Here is a 24,783-nt window from a genome sequence, read left to right on the forward strand (position 1 = left end):
CTTTTTCTGTAAAGCATTAAGTTGATTTAGAAGGATGCATGTTTTTCAGTGCCCTCCTAGGATTAGGTCAGCTTTTTTAAATGTTGTACAGGGGAATTCTAAGAGCTATCCCCCTGTTCCAAACTATTGTTAGTTTATCTGGCAATCGGTTTATTCAAATGCATCAATAATCATTTTGAACAGCTTCAGATCTTCTCTGGAATCCTCTAATGTTGTTTTTGGCTGAGTGCCAGTCGTCACAACCTCGTGGAAATATTCCAGCTCTAAGGTGTATGCATCTTTGAAGCTCGGCCGCTCCACTGTTTTAGTAAAGGCTTCACCTACTGACTCCTCAATTATTTTCGTTGTCGGCAAATGACGGATATAAGGGGTGTCATACTGTATAGTAATCGCTTTATGGTCGCCGTAAATTTGTATGTGAGCATCAAATCTCCGTATGTTATCTACTCCGGTTTCAAACGTAGCATTGTATCCGTCAAATTCAAGGATTGCGTTCATAAATCTTCCGCCATTCCATTGAGAAGCGGCAACGACTCTCTTAGGAAATCCGATAATTTCCCTCATCGCCGACAGATCATGACTGCTCAAGCCGCAAAGCAATCGGTACGCAGCTTTATGCGCGGCAGGGGCATCGCCAATTGCTTGCTGTACCATTCGTCCAGCGCGCTCCTGCTTATCACGTACCGATTCCTCAGGTATATCAGTAGGACGCAGCACATGACTCGATTGTTCAATAAATAAGCGGTTGGCGCCAATTATATCCCGAATTCGAGCGTAATTGATTTTACCCAACTGCTTAACTTCCTCAACAGCACTTACATAAGCAGGAGCGAATCGTCTCATATAGCCGACCATCACCTGCACGCCTGCCTCGTCTCGCGCGTGGATGATTGCCTCTACATCTTCAAGTGTTAAGCATACCGGCTTTTCTAGCAGAACATGTTTCTTGTTTTTTAAGGCTGATATTGTGCAATCTGCGTGATACTCATCACTATTTAGAACAAACACCGCATCCAAATCATCCTGCTTCGTTAAGTCATCAGCCTGCGTATATCGGTTGCTGACGCTTACCTGATACCGTTTCCCAATTGCCTCCAGCAGCTGCTCCGAAATATCGCATATAGCGGCAATTTCAAACCGGTCCGATAATGATTCCAGTATAGGGAGATGAATAATTTGAGCGACCTCGCCCAATCCGATAATGCCGACTTTTATCTTTTTCATGATAAATTCGTCTCCTTTTCTTACCATCGGTTCATCCAATTCCAATCATTTTACTCGCTAACCGCTTCATCAAACTCAAGCTTAAGGACCATCACTGTACCGGCAAGCTCATTGACCGGCAGGTTTCTGATTCGTAAGTAAGGTCTCTCCCTCCAAGCCCACGGAATCATATCTACAGTCGCCTCCAGCTCCCTGCCGTCATTAAGCAAAGTTGCTTTGTTAGGAGCCTTATTCAACGGTTTTAATACGATCGAATTACTTTGTGTATCTTTATGAAGATGAATATAGAGGGTGTTCCCCCGACGAGTCGCCAGAGCTTCATCTCGGACCATTCGCCGTGCGGATCCTTCCATCGTAATTTCATCCCGGAATATCATATCCGATGCAGGAATAGCATCCTCGAAGGACTCCTTCACGCTGTGGTACCATTCGCCTATTTTACTTAAAGCCTCTATATTCTCCTGAGCAATCCTGCCATCTGGCTTCGGCCCCACATTCAGCAAGTAGTTGCCGCCCATTGCCAGAATCTTATCGATGCTCTGCATAATGAACTTATTGCTGTAGTAGTCCTCATCCTCCTTATAGCCCCAGCTTTCACGGCCTAACGCCTGACAAGCTTCAGTCGGTTTATTAAAGGAGCCCCCCTCAGGAACATGCCTTTCTGGGGTGTTGTAGTCACCTTTACCAGGACCTCGGTCATTAATCAGAATTCCCGGCTGGAGCTTACGGATCATCTCATTTAAGCTCGGATCCTCATGCTCAGCCACATTGACATCCCAAAAAAGCTGATAAATCTTACCATACTTCGTACATAGTTCAATCAGCTGGTTCCGAACATAATCATAATATTTATCAATATCGGGATCATCGCCTGCACGAGGGCCAAACATTTCATGATGCCTTCCTTGGTTCGGATAATTCGGATGATGCCAATCAGGGCAAGAATAGTATAAACTCAGCGGAAAATTTCTCCGATGGCAAGCCTCTGCCAGCATCCCCAATATATCTTTGCCGTAAGCGGAATTCATGACATTGTACTCCGTATGCTTGGTATCCCACATGCAGAATCCATCGTGATGCTTCGTTGTAAAGCATAAATACTGCATACCTGCTTGCTCTGCCATATCCAACCATTCATCCGGATTAAATTCCACCGGATTGAATTCATGAATGAGCTTCTCATAATCCTTCCGCTTCATGTCTCCGCGCCATAATATTTGCTCATGCCATGCAGGAATCGCATACAGTCCCCAATGAACGAACAACCCGAACCTTCTTTCAAAGAACACATCACGATCATCCTTAAATTTTGTTATCATGGATTCTCCTCCTATTAGCTTCCCTTTAGGAAAGCTTGCATCGTAAGCAGTGGTTTTTCCGAAGAAATTTTCCAAATAAAGGTCGCCCCCCAACAAGGTTTCATTGGAGAGCAACCTTTATCAACTTGCTTCATTCAACTACAAGCTTTATCCTTATTTTTTCTTGAACTTCGCATCGTAAGCTGCTTGATAAATATCCAAGTATTTCTTGATGTTCATATTGTCAAGGTTTTTAACATAAGCATCCCAGTTCTTATCAATATCGGAGTCTCCTGTGATAAAGCGGGCCATCATCTCTTTTACATGATCCAGAATGGTCTTCTCCAAATCAGCTATCTCTGACGCCTGATCCGCAGTAAAGAACACAGGCGGCATTACTTTATCGATCTTCATTTGGTAAGGCTCCATTTTTTGCTTCGTTTGATTATAGAGTATGACCTCTAACGGTTGATCCGGATTTTGTGCCTCACCTAAACGGAAATCATTCGAGCGGTAGCTCGGACCTGTTTGGCCCCAGTTCACATTTTGTACGCCACCCCAAGGTGTCAGCTGCTTCCAAATCGCAGGCTTACCGTTAATGCCGATTTCGGTTTTCTCTGCATATCTCCATTCCGTACCTTCACGTCCTGCATACCATCTAAGAGCCGTATCCGGCGAGTTAAACAAGAAGTCTGCCAAACGGAACGCTGCTTCTGGATTTTTTGCGTTTTTCGTAATAATATATTGTCCATTTCCTACTACATAAGGATGGTAGGCTGCATTCTGGAAACCGTTGGGTCCTTTCAAAGGAGGTACTGCTTCATAAGTCAGCCATCTGCCGCTGCTCGCTCCTAATGTGGTTAATGAGCCCATGTTGTGTCCGGAAGAGGCACCCAGGATTACGGTATCCGGATTCTCACCCAATTTTTTCAACTGATTATTATCCTGCGTCATAGCTTGTGGATCGATCAAACCCTCAGCATATAGCTTGCGTAAATATTTTAACCCTTCTTTCCACTCAGGTTTGTTATAAGGCACTGTAACTTTTCCGTTATCCAAATACAATTTTCTTGAGTCGTGATCATAAGTAAACGCATTCATAATGAAGGAGTCCAGCATTTGCGTTTCGAATAAATTACTTGCTGCTGCTTGAATTGAGCCGGAAAGTGGAATCTCATCAGCCTTACCGTTACCGTTAGGATCCTTGGTTTTAAAAGCTTTCAAAACCTCGTAAAACTCATCGGTGGTTGTAGGCATTTTCAGGCCTAATTTATCAAGCCATGGCTTATGAATCCACATTCTTTGTTTATACATACAGTGATAGCATTCATTAACCTGCGGGAGCGCATAGATTTTCCCGTCAGGCGCTGTGATCAAATCCTTGTAGATCGCGTTTTCACTGAACATCTTTTTCATTTCTACGCCATACTTTTCGATTAAATCGTTCAGTGGAAGGAACACGCCTTGACTGCCATTAATCATCATCTGAGTTGGTGAAACACCGAAGCCCATAATGACATCCGGATAATCTCCGCTGGATAGAACAAGGTTCAATTTCTCCGTGGCAGACTTCTCAGGTGCTACTTCCCAATCAATTTTTATGTTTGTCTTCTGCTCCAGCCATTTGGTAAATTCATTGGTGGAAAAGTCTTCAACCGAAGCGCTTCCTTTCACCAATATCTTGACTGTAGTTTTTTCGTTCGTAATCGGGAACTGCCCTGCCGGATTGACGTTGGAAGTCGCTTTCTTGCCGTCATCCTTCACTACTGGCTCTGTCCCGCTGGAACAAGCACTTAAAGCCAAGCCCAAACCTAATACCAAAGATAAACTAATGAGTGTAACTTTTTTCAAATGAACCCCTCCTTAAAGTTTTCTGTTGGAAAACTACCCTTTTAAGGAACCAATCATGATCCCTTTGACAAAATATTTTTGTACAAACGGGTAAACAATCATTAGCGGTGCAGTAGCTACAATAATTAGCGAATATTTCAAGAGCTCACGGAGACCCTCTCTTTTCGCTGCCTCCTGCACATCAACTAGCATGTTCAAATCCACATCATTCTGCACAAGGATGTCTCTTAGTACTAGCTGCAAAGGATATAAATTCTGGCTTTTCAAATAAATTAATGCGTTAAAAAATGAATTCCAATGGCCAACAGCATAGAACAAAGTTATAACGGCTGTAATCGGACCTGATAATGGAAGCACAATTTTCCATACGAATTGAAAATCTGTACAACCATCCAATTGGGCTGCCTCAAGCAGCTCATCAGGAATAGTAGTTTGGAAATAGGTTCGGGTAATGATCATATTCCATATGCCTAGCGCACCAGGCAGCAGCATCGACCAGGTTGTATTGAGCAAACCCAGATCTCTGACCAGCAAGTAGGTCGGAATTAATCCCCCAGAAAACATCAGTGTAAATACAAACATGAACATAAAAATATTTCTACCGTAAAAATCTTTTCTGGATAAAGGATAAGCTGCCAGAATCGTCATTATAACGTTAATCAAGGTTCCAGCAACCGTGTAATAGAATGAATTCATGAACCCGCTCAAAATCAACCTATGCTTAAAAACTGCATAATACCCATCCAATGTCGGATCGATTGGCCACAGCCATACTCTTCCAGAGACAACAGCTTCTGAGCTGCTTATGGAAGCGCTTAAAATATAGATCAGCGGATAAAGAATGGTTACCAAAAACAAGGATAATATTATATAGTTGAGGACTGTAAACAGCCGGTCCATCTGCGATTCTTTTATTGACGAATGATCCATTGTGCTCTCCTTTCCATTCCCCCTCTTACCATAGGCTCTCCTGCTTTGTCTTCTGGGCGATCTTATTAACAGCCACAAGGAGGACAAGGTTGATAACGGATTTAAACAAGCCAATTGCTGAGGAATACGAGTAATTCATAGCTTGTGATGCCAATCCGACCTTATAGACGTACGTATCGATAACTTCCGATGTCCGAATATTGAGTGGATTTTGCATGAGCAGCACTTTCTCAAAGCCGATATCGAGCATATGGCCTGTATTTAGAATTAATATAATAATGGCTATCGGCATAATCCCTGGAATGTCAATGTGCCACATCCGCTGTACCTTGTTCGCACCGTCGACAACAGCTGCCTCGTGTAAAGATGGATCAATGCTGGCAAGAGCGGCCAAATAGATGATGCAGGAAAAACCAACGCTTTGCCATACTCCCGACCAGACATAAATAGACTTGAAATATTCAGGTATCCCCATAAAGCTGACCGGCTCGAAGCCTAGTCCTTTAATAATTGAATTGACGATCCCGTTTCTCGGATCAAGCAATTCCAGAATAATACCAACCATTACAACGACAGATATAAAGTGTGGAGCGTAAGTGATCATTTGAACCGATTTTTTGAAAAATTGGTTTTTTACATAGTTCAAGCTGAGTGCGAGAATAATTGGAAACGGAAAGCTGGCAAACAAGCTGTAAACACTTAAAACTATTGTATTGCTCATGAGCCTCCAAAACTCGTAGGAATCGAAGAACCTCAGAAAATGCTTAAAGCCTACCCACTCGCTCCCCCAAATACCTTTGGTTACTATAAAGTTTTTGAAGGCTATTTGGGCGCCGTACATCGGTATATATTTAAATATAATAATGTACAGGACGGGTAGGGCGATCAGCACATACAGACGCCACACTTTTCTCATTTTCTTTAGTGGAGTACTACTACTGGTTTTTACACTAGCTTTCGTCTGAATTCCTGTTGTTTGTTTAAGCGCTTCCAAAAATTCACCTCCTTTAATGATCTTGCTTGTGAGCCAAGGCGTATTGTTTGCCCCTCTCTGTCCTTTCTAATCCTACGATAAGCGGTTAACCGAATCCTGTAAATGTGAAAGCCTGCAGTTTTATGTGCAGGCTTTCAGATAAACGATGTGCAGTTGAGTTTATAATGTGCATTCGTTAAGAATGCGCTTACATTTTACTTATAAACGGCGGTATTCCGATGTGCTGACCGCGTTTATACGCTTAAAAGCTCTACAGAAAGTATTAGACGAGCTATATCCTACTTGCTGGGCTATTTCATAAACAGGCAATTGCGTCGTCGACAGCAGCTTCTTCGCATGAGTCATACGAAGCTCCTCTAAATAGTCCGAGAAATTGACACCGGTTTGTTCTTTGAAAAATTGAGACAAATATCCCTTTGAAATATTCATCTTTTCGGCAACGGAATCTAGACATAGCTCAGTCTGTGCATAAGATTCGTGGAGCAATTCGAGAATCTTTTCTTGAAGCTGTACATTCTGACTTTTCTTATGGTCATTGACGAACTCACAAACTTGAAAGTAAACGGACACGAGTGAACGGTAGTTTTTCTCTAACCCATCATAGGAGGCTGTGTCTGCCGAGAAAGGCTTCATCTGTTCCAGTGCCGCGCCCTCTTCCACACCAACCTGTGGCAGCAGCTTAACAACAGTTCCCCACATTTCATTCATGAACAGCCGAAGCATGGGTACCGATAAACGACGCTCCTCAAAATTAATTTCATGAAGCTCCTCCAGCAGTGATGCAACTGCCTCTTGTTCTCCCGCTTTAGCTAGATTGCTCATCCGGTGCTCTAGGTCTGAAGGATAGTAGTAACCGTTATTTTCTTGAGGCAGTTCTTCAAAGCGCATAATTCCGTTCATATTTCTCCAGGATAAATATTCCAAGGACCGCTTGGCTTCCTCATAAGAGCGTGAAACATTGAGCAGATCCTCATGCGTATCTCCTACTCCGAATCGAGTCGTCATATTTAAACGGGTACTAATTATGTCACTTACGTTGCCAATTACTTCCTCTATATAAGCGCGGCGATCCTCCGGGTTGTTACTATTGAACGCAATCAAGAGAGCAATCTGATCTTCGGCAACATCATGCCAATGTACATTAGCACCCATTTCATCTCGCAAAATATCTTTGACCATGATCCGTTTGACATCAAGCTCTTCCAGCACATCACGGTCCAAACCGCTATCATATCCCCTTAGTTGAAGAATGGCAGCCAAGAAATATTTTCCACGCATTTCAATACCCACGTGCTGCAGCAAAATAGAAATTTCCTTGTGAGCCACATATTCGCCCTTCAGCAGCCTCTCAAAGAGCGCAGCCTGCACCAACGGGGCTTGCTTCTCCATCTTTTTCTGCAATTCTTGATTATTATCAATCAGCTGGGAAACGGTATCCCGAATAAATCGGTATGCGTCCGAACCATAATAGCCATCGCCATTCGTTTTCTCCACTATCGTTTCCATAATGTTCCTTAGAGGGCGGCTGTTCCTGTATGCAATTAAATAAGCAATTAATAGTCCCACAGCCAAAAAGACAAAGGCAAATGTAAATGTAATTTTTTTAATATACAACACTTTCTTCAACACTACATAAGCAGGCTGAGCAACCAAATAGGTCCATCCATTATAGCTGGAGGTTGTATAGGTAACCATCATCATCTGCCCGCCAATATCCTGCATGACGCTTCCATGCTTCCCAGCTAAGCTGCTCCTGTCGATCCAAAAGGAAGAATCTCCAGACGAAACGCTGCTTATTACATCACCGGTCTCATTAATGATATACGCCCACCCGCCACCGGACAATTCAAGGCCTCCAAGCAGCTTTTGAACCTCTCGATTATCAACGGTGATCGCCACCGACCCTTGTGAAAAACCGGGATAACCCAAGGTTTGTATATAAGTAAGTAAAGAATAACGGATTCCATTGACCGTCACTTCCTGTGCGGGTAGCACCCTGCGGTGATATTGGTCACCCACAAATAAATTTTTCCACGTTTGCGCGTCCATATTGGCGTATTTAAAATATTTTTGAAAATCGGGCAGTAAGTAGGTAGAGCTATCAGCCAATACAATGCCGCTATTCTTATAAAAAATGAAATAGTTGAAAATAAAGTTATTGGATAAGCTGTAATTATAAATGCTTTTGCGAGTCTCCATAATGCGGTAAGTATTAGCCCCTTCGAATGGCTCTGTGATGGTGGTGAACTGCATAATTCGTGTATCGCCCGCAAGCTGCACCGCAATAGAGGCTATTTCAGACAATCTCCGATCCATAATATCCCTGCTTTGCTGGAGCAGATTCATATTAGAAGCCGTGACTTCCTTCTCCATTTCAATCAGTGTTTTATTGTAGATAACCCAACCTACCAGGAGCGGAAGCAGCAATAACAACATGTTGGGCACCAGAAGGCGCAAGAAAATCCCCTTACTACCGGTCCTGTTACGTTTCACATTCCACATCAAGGTTCCCTCCATGCGTTGAAGCTTGATTTCATTGTAATTGACTTCCTCCAAGCAGACAACGAGGAAATAAAGTCGAAATATGTTGGATTATGACAGAGACACTCAGAAGCGGAATCATTCAATTGTCTTTCATTTGGTTAAATCACATGAGCTCAGTTATGCCAAGACGCAAAATTTCCTTGTTCATCGAAGCTCATCCGCTCAGGTGCACCCATAATTTCTATATCGGACCGCTGCCGAATTTCCGGAATCAACGATTCCGATACATAGAGGTGCTCCAAATGCAAGGTGCTGTGTATTCTCGCAAATCGCGCCTGCTCCGGCTTTACTCCCCAATTAGCCTTTAATGCCGCAGTCAAAGCTTCCTTATCGTTATCCAAAATTATAGGAATCATCGCTCGATGTAAAAAAGTGCTCGTAATAACATTTTCATTAGTTTTCTGGAAATCTATCTTATCAAAAAGTCTCTTGGTGGTCAGATCAGCCAAGCCGATCCCCAGAGCATTGCCATGGCTTTCTTCACTCAAATCACCCGCAATCACGTATTTTATGCGCGGTTTATCAAAGTCATCTACTCCATGAATCCTCACTCTGCCAATAATATTAGTGTCCATGCCGGTTCCGCTGTAGTTTTTGCCAATATGGTCAACCATTAAAATATCCAAGTCTTCTACAGGCAAGCTTGGCATATAAGTTGCCGATAGTTTAAGTAATTCTGCTTCACGCACAGGGATTAGTTCCGAAGGAATGGCTTCGATAAGGGCTGTTTGCTCCAATGCATTCTCTACGATCCCGATGCCGCATAAAATGTTAGCCTTTTCCAACACGACTTTGGCCACTTCCGGCATCATATCCCGAATACCAATGACACCATGATGATGAAGTGCCAACGCTTGCTTATGCTTGCCCATTCCAATTGCGGCCATCTTCATTAAACCGCTCTCAAATCCATGTGGAGATTGAAAATCCGTATGCACCTTGATGCGACCAATAATAATAATCCCATCCGCTTCCCAAGCATGCTGATCCGTATATACAGCTACTCCTGCCAGAGTACTTCCGATATGGGCAACCTCCATTGACGAAACAATAGGCGCTCCACAGAATGCCTCTGTCACACCATAACCGTGCAGCACCTCTATCTGACCTCCCGCCGTCGCTCCCCCATGGCTGCCCATCGCGGGAATTATAAAAGGAGCCGCTCCCCATTCCTTAAGCTGGCTTACAACAGCGCGAATGATAAGATGTATATTGGCTATGCCTCTACTTCCTGCTGTAAGAGCAATACGCATACCTGGGGTGATGTGTGATCTCATCCCTATTCGCTGCATTTCCTCACTTACCGTTCTCTCGATATGCGCCACGGCTATCATCGGACCTTGCAGCTTCTGCTTGATTATTATCACTTTTGGATATTCCATAACGATCCCTCTTCCTTGTTTTTTTAGAACATCTAATAACAACAAGCTAGATACGGTGCGACTTACGGTAAGCCGAAGGGGAAACCTTTATTTTCTTATTAAACATCCGGCTGAAATAAAAACCATTCTCATACCCGCACTGCTCAGCTATCTGCTCCAAAGTCAGCTCTGTTTCAAGCAGTAAGGTTTGTGCTTTATGCAACCGAAGAGAAGTCAAATAATCCATTGGAGTCTGCCCGTAAACTGCTTGGAAGCGGCGTGTGAACTGAACAGGGCTCTGTCCCAGCTCCTCGGATAACTGCTTTAATACCACCCGGCCAAAAGCCTTTTCGCTAATTTTGCGTGCAGCCGCCTCTATACAAGCGTCCGTTTCAATTAGACTTCGATGTTTGGTACGAACCTGATCAGCCTCTATCATGGCCATCTGCCATAAATCTTTCAGAATGTGCCCCATACGAGCGAGCTTCACATCATCGGCTGGTTGAGCGGATAATCTCTCTAAATAATGATAGTTAGATGCCAGTCTACTACGGTCCATAAGCGGAATCACGACTGGAAGCTGAGACTCTGGCGCTGTGCTCCAGTCAAAACGGTAGAAGTGAAACGATAACGGCTCCAATACTTCCCTCTCAAAAAGCATAAACGGCGGGCATATAACCAAATCACCAAATCCCGCAACCCCCTCGGCCTCTCCAATCCGATATTGGAACCTGCCTTCCGTTACAGCAAAGAGCACCCATTCCTCATACCTATCCTCAGCTAGTTGAAAAGCCTTCTTCTGCTTCCAGAATACTTGAGATATGACTAAGGGCTCTAAACAGGATGACAAAAGCATACGATATCAAGCCCCTTCGAGTCGTTGAAATTTTGTATATACTGATGTTAATTCAGTGCATGTAAAAAGTAAATATGATCCATTAAAATAAAGCTAATACCCGCTATGAAAGCGATTTAGCAAAAAATCAATAAGGAATGAAATTTATTACATGAGTAGGAGTGTGCTGCAGGGTGAGAACTGAAACTATCCAAACGGACATTACGGTCATCGGCGGTGGATTATCCGGGGTCAATGCTGCTATCGCCGCCGCTCGATTAGGGCGAACAGTCGCATTGATACAAAACCGGCCGGTGCTGGGGGGCAATTCCAGCAGCGAGGTACGTGTATGGGTGTGCGGAGCGACAGCACACGGTACGCATCGTTATGCCCGTGAAACTGGAATAATGGGTGAATTGTTCATCGAGAACCAATTCCAGAACCCGGATGGCAATCCGTACTTCTGGGATCTCGTAGTGCTCGAAGCCGTCCGGGCAGAGCCAAATATTCAGCTGTTTTTGAACACAGATGTGCATGAAGTGGAAGCCGGTGGCAGCAAGGATGACAGGCGTATCGAAGCTGTAACCGGCTGGATGATGGGATCGGAGCGGCGCATTCGGTTTGAGAGCGAGATGTTCCTCGATTGCACCGGTGACGGACTCGTCGGGTTTCTGGCGGGAGCCGAATACCGTCTGGGGCGTGAAGCCCGAGATGAATACAATGAAGAATGGGCGCCGGAAATTGCGGATGACATTACGCTCGGGAGCAGCATTTTATTTTATAGCAAGGATGTCGGTCATCCAGTCAAATATGTTCCTCCAAGCTTCGCCAAGGATATTACGAAGACCAGTATTCCGATTAAACGCGTTATACGCAGCGGCGATAACGGCTGCGCCTATTGGTGGATCGAATGGGGCGGTGAGCTGGATACGGTGCACCAGAATGAACGAATCCGCGATGAGCTCTGGTCCGTCATCTATGGAATTTGGAATTATATCAAAAACTCAGGAGATTTCGAAGCCGGCAATATGACGTTGGAGTGGGTTGGGGCTCTCCCTGGGAAACGTGAATACCGCCGTTTTGTTGGTGATTATGTATTAAATCAGAATGATATCATCGCTCAGCGGGAATTCGAAGACCGAGTCGCATTCGGCGGATGGTCCATCGACCTGCATCCCCCACAAGGGATGTATTCGACGGAAAGCGGCTCCAAGCACATGCATATGGATGGCAGCTACCACATCCCCTTCCGTTCGATGTATTCGGTCAACGTATCCAACCTGCTATTTGCCGGGCGCAATATCAGCGCTTCCCATGTCGCGTTCGGAACAACGCGAGTTATGGCAACATGCGCCGTAATCGGTGAAGCCGCAGGCACAGGAGCGGCGCTGGCCGTCCAGCACGGCACAACGCCACGCGGCGTGTATCAGCAGCATTTAGCGGAGCTGCACCAAACGCTGCTGCGGCAGGATGCATCCGTGCTCGGTCTCGCGGGTGCTGACGCTGGCGATTTGGCGCGGACGGCCTCGTCTGTTACCGCGTCAAGCACGCGGCAGCGGCTCTCAGTGGAAGAGCCTGTAGAGGCTTATTCATTGGACAACGATGCCGGCTTGCTGGTACCGGTTTCTACGGCGCTGGAGACGCTGGAGCTGTTAATTGATGCTGCAGTAGATGGTACACTGGAGGTCGAAGTATGGAGCACAGGGCGCGCGGAGAACTATGTCCCGCATACGTTCCAGGTCAGCGGCTCAGCCGAGGTCCTCTCTGGTGAAAAACAATGGGTCTCAGTGCCCTTGAATTGGAAGACGGAGAAATCACAGAATGCATTCATCGTAATCAAAGCAAACCCCGCAATTTCGTTGTATCTCTCTGAAGCTCCGCTCAGCGGTGTCCTCGGATTCCAGCGTGGAGCTGATGCACGGACAGTGAAACAACTGGAGGATCACCTTCACGATCAGCCAGTTGTAATGTGGAGCATGAGGAGGCTGGTACGCAAGCCTTTCTGCTTCAGAGTTTACCCTCAGACCACCGCGTTTGCTGCTGAGAACGTTGTCGATGGCTATTTGCGCCCTTATGGAGGCCCGCATTTATGGATGTCTGAGCCTCTCGCGTCTGGACAGGAGGCTTGGGTTGAGCTGACATGGCAGGATTCAGTGCCCGTTGGTGAAATCCATCTGACATTTAACGATGATGTAAATGAGGATCTGATCAATCTGCATCACCATCGAACAGCCTTCGAGGTCATTCCTGAGCTGGTGCGCGATTACCGCATTGAAGCATGGGTTGAAGGTGATGCTGCGTGGAGTGTATTGCACCGGGAGACAGACAATCACAAGCGCAAGCGCGTTCACCGCTTGGACTGTGCTGTACAGGCATCCAAGCTGCGGGTTGTTGCAGAGGCGACCAACGGCAGCCCGAGTGCCGAGCTGATTGAGATCCGCGTCTACTCTTAACCTACGATAACAGCCGCGCCAGCTTTTTTTACAAAGCTGGTGCGGCTGTTATCGTCTTCATCTGGGACTATGCGCTACACTGGATGTTTTTTTCGTGTTTGAAACATATAAGCCATCGCATTGATCTCGCCTCCGATGATAATGACCAAGGCGCATAAGTAGAACCAGGTCAGAAGCACGATTACACCACCTAAGCTTCCGTAGGTCACGTTATAATGATTCCATTGACTCAAGTAAAACGAGAATCCATATGACGTCAGCTGCCAGCCCACCGCCGCGAATACCGCTCCCGGAAGTACGTCCTTACAATTGAGGCATGTGTTAGGTGCAATGTAATAGATGGCAATAAAGATAAGGAACAAAATGACAATATTCAAAATCCAACGTAGTACGTTCCATAGCTGGACATGCTTCATCTCAAGGTGCAGCTCCGTATGCATCCAATCGCCGATTAAATGTCCGAATACGCTGAGGAGAAGAGCTGAGAAAACAACAACCAGCATCCCCATCGTTAACGCAATGGCCAGCAGCTTGGAATGGATGTAACTTTTCCGAGCCGGCAGTCCATAAGCTTTATTGACGGCTAGGACGATGGCATCCATAGCAGCACTCGCAGTGAACAAGGAAAAAATCAGACCGAATGACAACGCATCGCCTCTCCTTGAATCAAGCAAACTTCGCAATTGCTCCTCCAACCCTAATGTAACGCTTGCCGGAACATATTCTTTGGCCAGCCCAATTACATCTTCCGTAGTTATCGGAAGAAAGCCGAGCAAGCTCATAAGAAAAAGCAAAAACGGGAACAACGAGAGAAGAAAATAATAGCTGCATTGTGCAGAAAGTCCGAAAGCATCGTCATGATTGAGCCGCTTCGTCAATTCTTTTATGAATGTAATGAACAAGGAACCTGCCACCTTATCTTAAGAATGCGGTACAACAATAAAAGCTGTAACAACTGATTACTATCTTTACCCCTTTTCCCCACATCGCAAACATCCCTTTTATCTATTGGCTGTTCCTTTTAGGCATTCATTCTGCTGATTGTTCCTCCATTAACCCGTAGGATAACTATACTCTAAAAGAAGCCTACTCTCAAAAAATGAGGGTGGCTTCTTCATACTTATATCTGATTTTAAATGTTATTGTCGGCTATTTCTTCTTCATCTCCTGGAACGCCTTCAGCTGCTCATCCATAACTTCCTTCCCGCCGGTTTTCATGTAGTCTGCAACCATTTCATCATAAATCTTATCAAAATCGGCTGGTTTCGCAGTTACTGTCTTCACTAATATTTCTATCCCCTTGTCGCCAAGCGTCTGATTATACTTAATTTGCGCTTCAATTGGCCTGTCAAACCGAGGCTGCAGCTGCCCATCCTGATCCCCCACCTTAATGCTATCCATTGTAAATTGCTTATACTTAGGGTCCGCTGCATTTGCTTTTAATGTTTTTTCAGGATCACCCATGTCTTTACCATTGATCAGCATACTGTAATCCAAATAATTGTACATCACTCTCTTGGCTTCATCCGAATCCATGATTACGGGAATACCGTCCTCGCCCTTCTTATAGGTAACACCCTCTGTACCGTTTTGCAAATCGAAAATAACCTTGTAATCCGACATCCAGTTTAAAAACTTAATGACCTCCACCGCTCTTTTACTCGATTTTGGAATCATTATGTGGGCTGATAACGGGTGGTAAATGCTTTTAACGTGTTTCCCTTCGAAATTAGTGAACGGATCAACCGCCGCTAGTACGGCACTGGGAACATTTTTCTGTAAGGTCGAATAATACGCCTGATAAACAGGTTCATTAGTATTCGTTATAGCAAATCCGATCAAACCATTTACCAAGTCTGCTTGAAATTTTTTGCCATCCTTATCAAGTGCGAAATCTGGACTGATCAAGCCTTCATTGTAAAGCTTGTTCAAATACTTGAAGCCATCTTTATTGCCTGGCTTCATCAAATCAGGTAAAGAATTGTACTCCTCATCCGTCATCTTTTTCCAGAACGACCTTACCAGAGGATCCAGATTATTGTTATATCTGATTCCGTATGGGATGACCTTCCCTCCGGTTCCCCCTGGGTCCTTTTCCTTGAATGCTTTTAATACCGCATAAAATTCATCGGTCGTCTTAGGCGGCTGCATGCCCAGCTTATCAAGCCAATCCTTACGGATCATGGGTGTTTGGGACGCTATTATGATCCGCTTAGCAGGAATCGTGTACTGTTTGCCGCTGATGACGCCGTAGCTGAGCAGCTGATCTCCCAAATATTTTTTCAAATTAGGCCCATACTGGTTAAGTAAATCACCAATCTCGGTAAGTCCGCCCTGCTTCACCCAGTTTTGAACTGCGGGGTCACTATATGTAAATATGAGGTCGGGCGCCTCGTTAGCCGACATTAGCACATTCAGCTTAGGCACTTCCTCCGTCCGCGGCACCGTTACAAATTCAAGCTTAATATTATTGGGATCGCCAAATTTCTCCTGCATATATTTCACAAAATAGCTCTCTGTAAGCGGTGGAGCCCCAGGCGGTGTATTTCCTCGATCAAACAGCTCAATCTTAAGTGTAACAGGAGCCCCCTTCTTGCCTCCATCCTGTGTACCCCCACTAGGACTTTCCCCTCCAGAACAGGCTGCAAGCGTGCCGGCAAGCAAGGTAACAGCTAGAGAACAACTAATCGTTTGGACAGATGACTTTTTTAGATGCATCTTATTCATCTCCTTCGGCTCTATTTTGGGTCTAGCTTATACCTGCTCCTGACTCTTGTGTTTTGGGTCGAAAAAGCCCTGATTCAATCAACCCTTTACAGCGCCGATCATCATACCGGATATAAAATAACGCTGCAGCCACGGATATACCAACAGAATAGGGATCGTGGCAAACATAATGCTGGCCGCCTTCAAGCTCTCTGGGATAGGTGCGGTTGCATTCATACCTTCTGTCGCCGTAGAATCGCTCATCTGATTACTGATAACGAGCTGGTAGAGCTTCAATTGAATCGGATACAAATCCTGACTCGTTATATAGAACAGTGCATCCATAAACCCATTCCAACGCCCTACCGCATAAAATAAGCTTAATGTGGCGATTACGGGCATGGAAAGCGGCAGAACGATTCGAATTAATGTTCCAAAATGGGAGCTGCCATCCATACGTGCCGATTCTTCCAGCTCTTCAGGAATAGAGGAAAAAAACGATTTCAATATGATCAAATAAAAGGCATTAACCATGCCTGGGAGTACTAAGGCCCAGATTGTATTGGTCAGCTTCAATGATTTGACCAGCAAGTATTCAGGTATTAAGCCTCCGCTGAAAAACATAGTAAATAAAATCATTAACAAGCAAAAATCTCTGCCCTTCAACTTCTTCTTAGTTAGCGGATAAGCAGCGCAAATCGTCATGACCATACAGATCACCGTAAAAACAACCACCAGCAAAATGGTGAACAGCAGCGAGCTTATCATCCTGCCATCGGATAGCACCATTCTATAGGCCGTTGTACTCCATTCCACCGGAAACAGGGTTACTTTGTTCGAAATGATAGCGGCATTAGAGCTTAATGAGACGGAAGCTAGATGAAGGATCGGAACAAGGCATAGGAAGGATGCAAGGGTTACAACCAGTATGATGAACGTATCGATCAATCTGTTATTCAAGCTTGCTTTCATTGAGGCCCCCTCTCTACCAGATACCCTGGCCCGTAACTTTTTTGGAGATGTAATTGGCAGAAAGTAAGAAGATTAAACCTACAACAGCTTGAAAAAGTCCAATGGCTGTAGCGATAGTAAATCTGGCGGATTGGACGCCTAACTTGTATACAAAGGTGCTTATAACATCGGAATAATCGGTAACAAGCGGATTAGCTAGCACGAACGGCCGTTCAAATCCAATGCTCGCCATGTTCCCGATGTTGATGATAAGCAGGATCATAATCGTCGGCCTAATACCAGGCAGTGTAATATTCCATATTTTCCGCATCCGCCCAGCTCCATCCACTTCCGCTGCTTCATACAGCTCCCTATTAATTCCCGTCAACGCAGCAAGGTAAATGATGGTGCCCCACCCTGCATTCTGCCAAACCCCTGCTCCTACATAGGTTGTGACCCAATACAGAGGATCTGTAAGAAATGGAACCGCTTTCATTCCTGCCATTTTAAATAGATGATTGACGAGACCAGTATTGGTGGACAATAGCTGGTAGACCATCCCGCCGATGATAACCCATGAAATAAAATGAGGTAAATATAGAATCGTTTGAGCACTCTTCTTAAACCACTTCAGACGAATTTCATTCAATAATATAGCCAAAATAATGGGAGTCGGGAAGGACACTATTAAATCCAATAGGTTTAGCAAAAGCGTGTTGCGCAGCACCTTGTAAAAGTCCTTCATTTGAAAAATTTCACGAAATGCATCAACCCCCGCCCATGGGCTGCTCCATACTCCCTTGAACATATTAAACTCTTTGAAGGCAATCGTCACACCATACATCGGTATATACTTAAATACCAAGAAGTACAGCATCGGTACGGACAGCAACGCATATAACTGCCAGTCCTGTCCGAAGGAACGCAAGATGTTCTTCCTTACGGCTGTTCGTACCAAAGGCTTGGGGGAATACGTATTTTCAATTACAGGCTCCTTGCCAGGCATAGTATACCTCCTTTTCCTTAGATGGTACCTTTACCGTAATTCACTTATTAGCAATTGGTCAATTTACAAGAATCGCCTACTTATCAAAAAGTGAAAAAAGCGATTCCTTGGAATCACTTATCTTTTTCTCACACTTAACTTTTACGAATTTCATCCACGCTATATAGGTAATCCCTGGTACCATTGACGGTACTTAACCGCCTTCCGCTCGTTTCCGGTAGTCTCCTGGCGGTAACCCATACATATTCTTAAACGCCCTGTGAAAGGAAATAACATGCACATAGCCAACCCGCTCTGCGATATCCTGAACAGGCAATCGCGTAGTAAGCAGCAGCCTCTGTGCCTCCTCCAACCGTACTTTCAACATATAATCCATGAACTTTTCGCCAAACTCTTCCTTAAACAGCTTGCTTAGATACCGCGGATTCATCTTGAATCGTTCACTGATCTGGTTGAGTGACAGGTTGGGGTCCGTATATTGGATCTCTATATACTCTTTCACCTGACGAATGAGTGCATAATTGTTTTTGGTTGACCGCAAAGAGCGGATTTCATTCTCTAGTTGTAGAAGTAGTGTGTTAAGCCTTTCGCGCCACTCCTCCAAGGTTTCGGAGCTATTAGCAATGGCTTCAAACTTTACTGCAAATTCATTTTGCCAAAGCCTGCTAACCTCCTCGGTCATTTCCGACATCTCTTTATGTAAATGATACATCAAATAATTGGTCATGGTTTCGATGTCCGATTGCGATATACGCCCTCTCTTCAACGATTGAAACAGCTGGGTATAATGAAATTGCCACTGGCCGTCACTAAGCCGGAACGACTTCGCTATAGTTCGTACCAGTTGCAGATGGGGGAATATCCGCCCCTCCGCTTTGGAATGAATCTCCCCACTCCCGATAATGGTGCCTACTCCGAATACGGGCTTGTAAGAAACATATTCCTTCGCCTCCGAGTAGGACTGAGCCACATCCAATGGAAAGTGTACCTCTGACCCTATCCCTATGGAAACTGTGAAATTGAGATTGTTCAAAATCCAGTCCTGCAGCTTCTTCATGGCCCCGATGGCCAAAGCTTGGTTCGTATTCGAATCGGAGTTTAAATAAACAACAACCGCCATTTGCTGGGGCTCGAACCATTCATTCCATATAATCATGTTATCGTTTTGAGCCATTTCCTGAAGCGCATTGCTCAAAACAAATTTAAGCAAATATTGGTCACGTGAATTATAAATTTCAGTAAAATGAGTAAATCGGTCGATCTCTATAACTGCAACCATCAACGTCTGATAATCGACAGGCATCTGTAGCTCGGTCATTTCGTTCTTCCACTGCGCTGCATTCATTACCTTATGTCCCTCCAGCCAATCCAATAACATCTGCTTTCTCCGAATTAGCAGACCATCCTTATGAAGCTGCTCGAATTGACTCGCCCTTTCCAACAGTCCGTCAATTGCCGCTTCGATGTATTTAAGTTCATCTCGGAAAACGGCTGATTTCACTAGCTCACCGCTTTTACGTTTGGTGTAATTGTGAATGCGTCCGGCTATGGCTTGAATCGGTTTGTAATTGCGATGAGTGATGTAAGTAAACCAGATGAGTCCGGTCGCGATAGCCGCAATTCCAACAAGCATCCAAAAATCATTGAAAAGTGATGCCAGTGTTAACCGTTTATCTGTTAGTTCTCCAGAGCCATATTTCCAGCCTGTATAATCGGATGTGATATACAAAGATGACTGCTCTGACTTATCGGCCGTGATGGCAGGTTGTATGCTATTTTTATCGAACGGTTCCATATTAGCTGTATGAAGTGAGATGGGGCCCCCGTCTAACCGGGTTAAATCCTTAACGAACCCAACTAACGCTTGTACACGAATGTTGACCACGATGGCTCCTTGCTTTTCCCCAGTATCCGGATAGAACTTAACCATCGTTACTACACGCTCATTACTTGATTCATGACTAAATTCTTTGAATGGTCTAGGATTGGTCCATACTAATGGATTTGAATCTGAAGAATAAGCAGAGAGCAGGAAGTCACGGTCACCAAATTGGTTCAAAGGAGAAAGTCCGCTTCTTGATAATATTTTTCCTGAATTGGCATTGTATAAGTAAATAGAGTTCGAAAAGGGGAGTCCTGAGGAGAGTTCGTCCATTTTTTGGGATATTCTGAAGTAATCGTATAAAACCTTATCGCCAGATTCCCCAAAGTATTCCTTCAATGCGGCATTCGTATAAATTTCCTTAATCGTCATACGCTCCGCAGTTTTCATATTGGCATCAATAACCTGTGATACCTTGGTTGCAATCACCTTTTTAGTGTTCATTATCTGCTTTTGTGCGGAATCGTTTAATACAGCAAAAAAAGAAAAGATCAACACGGATATGACAACGAAAAAAATTGGCGTATACGACAAAAGCATGCGATAATACCAGCTCATCTTCATCACAATCAACCTCCTGCAATTTAGGGGAACGGTGACTGGCAGCTCTGATAATTACTGTAAATTTTACCCAATCTTAGCACCTGAAATTGATTTATTCAATAGGTATTTTGGACATCCTTTTGCAACCTCAACTGCAAAAATACCCCACAGGGAAATGGCTCCCAACGGGGTATTAAGGCTTTCCAAACATTTACTTGTTGAATGCTGCGTATTCACTGTTCATCTCATCGATGATCAAATTTCCGCCATTTTGACGCCATTTGTCTAATTCACGATTAAACCCGGTTTCATCCAATTTCCCCAATATAAATTGATAGGTTGCATCCGTAATGATCGTCTGTAGCTCCGTCCCCTTTTCTGCTTGAGTCGGGGAGACTAATGCTGCCGTCGGATCTTGTACGACAATGTTATTATTGTCCTGAGTCATAGCATTGATTTTCTGTTGAAAGGAGCCGTTCTCACCCAGCTGCAAATAGCGGATATCTGCCGTTCTAAGAGCATTAGCGTAGGGCTCAACCTCTACCTCGCGCAGTGTCTTCGTATTTGGCATAATCTTAATTGTTTTCTCATTGATGAGGTTATAATGACGGTCTTGCAGTCCGTAAGTGATCAGATTATTAACATCCTCAGATAAGGTTCGGTCAAAAAAGGAAAGAATAGCTTTTAGCTCGGCTTCGGTTTTGACGCTCTTTTTGGGAAACAAAAACTGTCCTCCCATACCACTGCCACCCCATATCCTATCTCCCTTTGGTCCCCGTATCCGATTTTGGATTTCAATATCTGCAGCCGGATTGCTTTTCTTGATTCGGTCTCGAATTGATGCAGCTACCACGTTGCTAATCATCATGCCAGCCTCTCCATTAACGAATCTATTCTCCTGCTGCACCTTACTGGTGATTGTAAAATCGGGATTTATTATTTTCTCATCATACAATTTTTTCATAAAACGCGTCGTTTCCAAATATTCCATGGTCATGAAATCGGGGATCAGCCGCTTATTTACAAGTCCCCAATTGTTGGGTGTACCGAAATAGGAGGCCAAATTTTTAAAAGCTCCATACACAAGATCGTTACGATCGATAAGTCCATATGTATCCTGTTTACCGTTGCCATCCGGGTCGCCGTATGTGAATGCTTTTAAAACCGTATACAGCTCCTCTATCGTCTGGGGCTCCTTCAGTCCGAGCCGTTCCAACCAGTCTTTGCGGTATTGGATTCCTTGTCGAGATAAAGGGCGTTCCCAGTAGAGCCCGTAATATTTACCGAAGTACGAGCCGTTGTCCATGATCATCGGATTCATATATTTGCTAATATAGGGATACTCCTTAAGAAGCGGTCCTATTTCCCAAAACATTCCCGAACGGATGCCATTCACAACAGACGGATGCTTCATATCCACTGACTTGATTTGTACGGCTTCTGGGAGAGTACCGCCTGCTATAGCTGAAACCATTTTATCCGTATAAATGTTGTCAGGAACCCATGTAAACGACAGTTTGGTCCCCGTCTTCTCCTCCAAAGTTTTAACGATAGTATCCCGAGGCAACTCAGCACTGTTCAAAACCAGCATCATTCCGATCTCAGGCGTTTCCTCCATCTGCTGTTGGGCCGAGCCCCTGTCCGTCTTTCCTATGCTGGAAACAAAGGAACAGCCCGTTGTCAGTATGGGGATAAGCATCGTAATGCTCATCCACGCAGTGACAGGCTTAAGCATATTCGATTTTAAGTTCATGGCTTGTCCCCTCCTTGTTCCGTTATCTGGTCTCTACTGGACTTACTAGCATGTATCTCCCGATATTTCCCAGGACTGATACCTTCCAGCTTACGAAATGAACGGATAAAGTTTTGCGGATTATTATAACGAAGCTTCTCTGCCATATCTTTAATAGGCATGTCCGTTTCCTCAAGCCACTTCAAAGCAAACTGATGTCGATATTGAGCCAAATAAGCGCTAAATGAAATATCCATACTTTTTTTGAAAATAGTGCTTAAGTAGCTAGAGTTATAATGTAAACGATCGGCACAAGAATCTATAGAGAGGTCTGTGTCGAATTCCTTATGAATCATCTCAACCATCTCCTTAGTAATGGTTAGATGCTTAGCCTCCGTCCTCTCTTCGATCTCAGACATAAGCGGATCGATTATTTTGTTGATGAACCATTTCTCCCCCTCATCGAAAAGGTTCAAATGAAACAACTCGTCAAATAAGGATTGCTGCCGCTGCATCGGAATGGATTGAACAGCGAGCCCATTGGCTAAACCGAGCAAATTCATCAATAGGCGTATCGCATTGAATTGCAGATCATGAAGGTTCGGATTGCTGAATTCTAACGCCTGAAGCAACTGCCGCAATAGCGTTATCGCTTGAATTCTGTTCACTAATTTAACCGCATCGAATAGCTCCGCTTGCAAGTCAAAGGGATAGGCATAGTGGAGTGAGAAATTGTCTCCCAAGTCTCCAAAATACAAGATTGCTTCATCGCCAAGGGATGTACGCCGCTTAAGCGCTTCTACCGCCTCTTCATAGGCTCTCGGAATTTCTACAAAATTAGTATAGGGTAGACTAATCCCGATAGAGATGTTTAAGCCTAGCAAGTCAGAGACTTTCTGTTGAATAAGCTGTGCGAAAGCAAGCACTTCTGAAGAAAAAGAATTCTCACTCTCCATAGCTCCCGTGATTACAGTCAACTGAGAGCGTCCAAGCACAATAGGCGGCAGCCGTCTTTCAGCTGGTAACAACTCACCTATCATATTGTTTATAGCAAACAACAGCAGATCAATATCCTTATCGGCAAAACGGGTAGGCTCAAGGCTTCCTGTCTGCACAGCCAGAACGTAGAACTGAGAGAAATCACTACGCATGCCGAAGCTATCCATCCGCTCCTCGATTTCCTCCTCTTTCATACCGCCGAGAAACAACTTGATCATTAAAAAGGTCCGCAGCAGTTCATTTTGACTGTAAACCCTGGTTTCCAGCTCTGTTTTAGTAGCAAATAAGCTATGTACCTGTTCCCCGATAAATTGGACTTCGTCTATCGGCTTTTTCGAACCTGATATGTGCTGACGGGCTACAAATTCATTATAAATTTGATCTATAGGACGATATAACTTCTTGGACCCATACCAGGACAATAGACAGAACAACAGCAGCAGCCCTATACATATGTATAGTGTGTACCAACCAATTTCTCGAGACTGCTTCGTTAATTGATCTAGCGTTACTAGTGAGATGTAAATCCAGTTATTATAGTCGGATTTCCTATAAGTAACGGTATATGCCTTCTGATTGTTCTCCAGGTAAAATTGTCCGGATGCATATGGCTGCTGTATGAACTGGGATAGAGAAGGCTTCAGAGAATCACTAATTTCTTCCTCCATAAAGCCTTTGCGCACAATCAGATGGGCGGACTCATCGAACACAAATACTGACTCACTTTCTGTATTCACCGAGAACAAATCGCTCAAATTACAAGCTGGAATTTGGATCATGGCCATCCCATTGCTTCGATATGAGGTTAAGGGAAGCTTTTTGATTAAACTAATATTGAGCTGGCATGAATCATAGGGCGGAGCAGTAGGCGGGTTATTGGTTGAAACGGAAGGTGCCACACTGCTTGTCACTTCCCAGACCGATGGCAGCTCAGGTTCAGGCAGCATAAAACCTTTATTGCTTTTCATCCAGGCATCCAACCGATATAGTCCATCATTGTTGATTAACCAATTGCTCCGCTTACTCAACAGCACAATATCGCTAATACCGTTATCCAATCTCTGGAGACTGTTCAATTCCGTTTTGACTTGGGTGAAAAGCTGAAATTGTTCAGGACCCAACGGTTCATTCAAAGCGTTTAGAATGATTTTTGACCCCAAAAAATGGGTAGCAGCCTGATCCACAACCTTCAACATATGCTCTACATTCATTTGCGTTTGCTGAAGGCTGAGCAATTTTTCCTCGTTAACTTTCTGCTGAACAACACCTGATGATTTGGCATATGAAAAAATACCCAGAAAAATAACGGGCAGCGAGGTAATGATAAAGCATAATAAAACCAATTTAAAATAATAGCGGCGAGGACGTTTATTCATGTAATTCATATTCACCCTCTATCTTCTCTCTGTTCGTCTGGAAGCGATTTCTTACCTTTTAGTTCTCACATTGTATCATAAATCGCATGAAGCCAAAC

The 24,783-nt window shown here is 44.3% G+C and carries 16 protein-coding genes; 1 reads left to right on the forward strand and 15 read right to left on the reverse strand.

From position 1 onward, the window contains the following. Positions 1-150: 150 nt before the first annotated feature. The 8 genes from GC093_RS16520 to GC093_RS16555 form a co-directional block, all read right to left on the reverse strand. Complete coding sequence (locus GC093_RS16520; protein ID WP_246314609.1) at positions 151-1,224, reverse strand: Gfo/Idh/MocA family oxidoreductase; 1,074 nt, start codon at positions 1,222-1,224, stop codon at positions 151-153. A gap of 50 nt (positions 1,225-1,274) precedes the next feature. Further along, positions 1,275-2,543 carry an alpha-L-fucosidase gene (locus tag GC093_RS16525; RefSeq protein WP_171653001.1) on the reverse strand — a complete coding sequence of 423 codons (1,269 nt, stop codon included), beginning with the start codon at positions 2,541-2,543 and terminating at the stop codon, positions 1,275-1,277. A gap of 153 nt (positions 2,544-2,696) precedes the next feature. Next, positions 2,697-4,373, reverse strand: coding sequence for an ABC transporter substrate-binding protein (locus GC093_RS16530; protein WP_171653002.1), 1,677 nt, complete (start codon positions 4,371-4,373; stop codon positions 2,697-2,699). A gap of 33 nt (positions 4,374-4,406) precedes the next feature. Beyond that, positions 4,407-5,303, reverse strand: a complete 897-nt coding sequence (locus GC093_RS16535) for a carbohydrate ABC transporter permease (protein ID WP_171653003.1) — start codon at positions 5,301-5,303, stop codon at positions 4,407-4,409. Positions 5,304-5,328: 25 nt separating this feature from the next. After that, positions 5,329-6,219, reverse strand: a complete 891-nt coding sequence (locus GC093_RS16540) for an ABC transporter permease (RefSeq protein WP_171653071.1) — start codon at positions 6,217-6,219, stop codon at positions 5,329-5,331. Positions 6,220-6,495: 276 nt separating this feature from the next. Beyond that, complete coding sequence (locus GC093_RS16545) at positions 6,496-8,799, reverse strand: helix-turn-helix domain-containing protein (RefSeq protein ID WP_171653004.1); 2,304 nt, start codon at positions 8,797-8,799, stop codon at positions 6,496-6,498. 155 nt (positions 8,800-8,954) lie between these two features. Beyond that, entirely contained in the window at positions 8,955-10,223 is a 1,269-nt protein-coding gene (locus GC093_RS16550) for a nickel pincer cofactor-dependent isomerase, group 22 (RefSeq protein ID WP_171653005.1), read from the reverse strand. 46 nt (positions 10,224-10,269) lie between these two features. Next, positions 10,270-11,058 carry a helix-turn-helix transcriptional regulator gene (locus GC093_RS16555; RefSeq protein WP_171653006.1) on the reverse strand — a complete coding sequence of 263 codons (789 nt, stop codon included), beginning with the start codon at positions 11,056-11,058 and terminating at the stop codon, positions 10,270-10,272. Positions 11,059-11,231: 173 nt separating this feature from the next. Here GC093_RS16555 and GC093_RS16560 point away from each other — a divergent pair, with 173 nt between their 5' ends. Further along, complete coding sequence (locus GC093_RS16560) at positions 11,232-13,490, forward strand: FAD-dependent oxidoreductase (RefSeq protein WP_171653007.1); 2,259 nt, start codon at positions 11,232-11,234, stop codon at positions 13,488-13,490. 74 nt (positions 13,491-13,564) lie between these two features. Here GC093_RS16560 and GC093_RS16565 read toward each other — a convergent pair whose 3' ends face one another. From GC093_RS16565 to GC093_RS16595, 7 genes are all read right to left on the reverse strand, one after another. Continuing rightward, a complete protein-coding gene (locus GC093_RS16565; protein WP_216624666.1) occupies positions 13,565-14,392 on the reverse strand; it encodes a YihY/virulence factor BrkB family protein in 828 nt (275 codons plus the stop codon). Between the two features lie 247 nt (positions 14,393-14,639). Then, positions 14,640-16,208 carry an extracellular solute-binding protein gene (locus tag GC093_RS16570; protein WP_171653008.1) on the reverse strand — a complete coding sequence of 523 codons (1,569 nt, stop codon included), beginning with the start codon at positions 16,206-16,208 and terminating at the stop codon, positions 14,640-14,642. 87 nt (positions 16,209-16,295) lie between these two features. Continuing rightward, a complete protein-coding gene (locus GC093_RS16575) occupies positions 16,296-17,168 on the reverse strand; it encodes a carbohydrate ABC transporter permease (RefSeq protein ID WP_171653009.1) in 873 nt (290 codons plus the stop codon). Between the two features lie 13 nt (positions 17,169-17,181). After that, positions 17,182-18,024: an ABC transporter permease gene (locus GC093_RS16580; RefSeq protein ID WP_246314625.1), complete on the reverse strand. Its 843-nt coding sequence runs from the start codon at positions 18,022-18,024 to the stop codon at positions 17,182-17,184. Positions 18,025-18,346: 322 nt separating this feature from the next. Next, on the reverse strand, positions 18,347-20,599 hold the full coding sequence (locus GC093_RS16585; protein WP_171653011.1) for a helix-turn-helix domain-containing protein: 2,253 nt from the start codon (positions 20,597-20,599) through the stop codon (positions 18,347-18,349). A gap of 190 nt (positions 20,600-20,789) precedes the next feature. Further along, the gene (locus tag GC093_RS16590) at positions 20,790-22,331 is read right to left on the reverse strand and encodes an extracellular solute-binding protein (protein WP_171653012.1); all 1,542 of its coding nucleotides are present in this window, start codon (positions 22,329-22,331) and stop codon (positions 20,790-20,792) included. Next, the gene (locus tag GC093_RS16595; protein WP_171653013.1) at positions 22,328-24,685 is read right to left on the reverse strand and encodes a helix-turn-helix domain-containing protein; all 2,358 of its coding nucleotides are present in this window, start codon (positions 24,683-24,685) and stop codon (positions 22,328-22,330) included. The genes GC093_RS16590 and GC093_RS16595 overlap by 4 nt, the downstream gene beginning before the upstream one ends. Positions 24,686-24,783 lie beyond the last annotated feature (98 nt).

Origin of the sequence: Paenibacillus foliorum, assembly GCF_013141765.1 — a bacterium.
Taxonomy (GTDB): Bacteria; Bacillota; Bacilli; order Paenibacillales; family NBRC-103111; genus Paenibacillus_S; species Paenibacillus_S foliorum.

What these genes read in the sequence shown, in the direction of transcription:
- GC093_RS16550 (WP_171653005.1), bottom strand. Translation starts at nt 10,223, where the DNA reads ATGGAATATCCAAAAGTGATAATAATCAAGCAGAAGCTGCAAGGTCCG.
- GC093_RS16535 (WP_171653003.1), bottom strand. Translation starts at nt 5,303, where the DNA reads ATGGATCATTCGTCAATAAAAGAATCGCAGATGGACCGGCTGTTTACA.
- GC093_RS16580 (WP_246314625.1), bottom strand. Translation starts at nt 18,024, where the DNA reads ATGCTGTACTTCTTGGTATTTAAGTATATACCGATGTATGGTGTGACG.
- GC093_RS16590 (WP_171653012.1), bottom strand. Translation starts at nt 22,331, where the DNA reads ATGAACTTAAAATCGAATATGCTTAAGCCTGTCACTGCGTGGATGAGC.
- GC093_RS16595 (WP_171653013.1), bottom strand. Translation starts at nt 24,685, where the DNA reads ATGAATAAACGTCCTCGCCGCTATTATTTTAAATTGGTTTTATTATGC.
- GC093_RS16545 (WP_171653004.1), bottom strand. Translation starts at nt 8,799, where the DNA reads ATGTGGAATGTGAAACGTAACAGGACCGGTAGTAAGGGGATTTTCTTG.
- GC093_RS16540 (WP_171653071.1), bottom strand. Translation starts at nt 6,219, where the DNA reads ATGAGAAAAGTGTGGCGTCTGTATGTGCTGATCGCCCTACCCGTCCTG.
- GC093_RS16520 (WP_246314609.1), bottom strand. Translation starts at nt 1,224, where the DNA reads ATGAAAAAGATAAAAGTCGGCATTATCGGATTGGGCGAGGTCGCTCAA.
- GC093_RS16585 (WP_171653011.1), bottom strand. Translation starts at nt 20,599, where the DNA reads ATGAAGATGAGCTGGTATTATCGCATGCTTTTGTCGTATACGCCAATT.
- GC093_RS16525 (WP_171653001.1), bottom strand. Translation starts at nt 2,543, where the DNA reads ATGATAACAAAATTTAAGGATGATCGTGATGTGTTCTTTGAAAGAAGG.
- GC093_RS16575 (WP_171653009.1), bottom strand. Translation starts at nt 17,168, where the DNA reads ATGAAAGCAAGCTTGAATAACAGATTGATCGATACGTTCATCATACTG.
- GC093_RS16570 (WP_171653008.1), bottom strand. Translation starts at nt 16,208, where the DNA reads ATGCATCTAAAAAAGTCATCTGTCCAAACGATTAGTTGTTCTCTAGCT.
- GC093_RS16555 (WP_171653006.1), bottom strand. Translation starts at nt 11,058, where the DNA reads ATGCTTTTGTCATCCTGTTTAGAGCCCTTAGTCATATCTCAAGTATTC.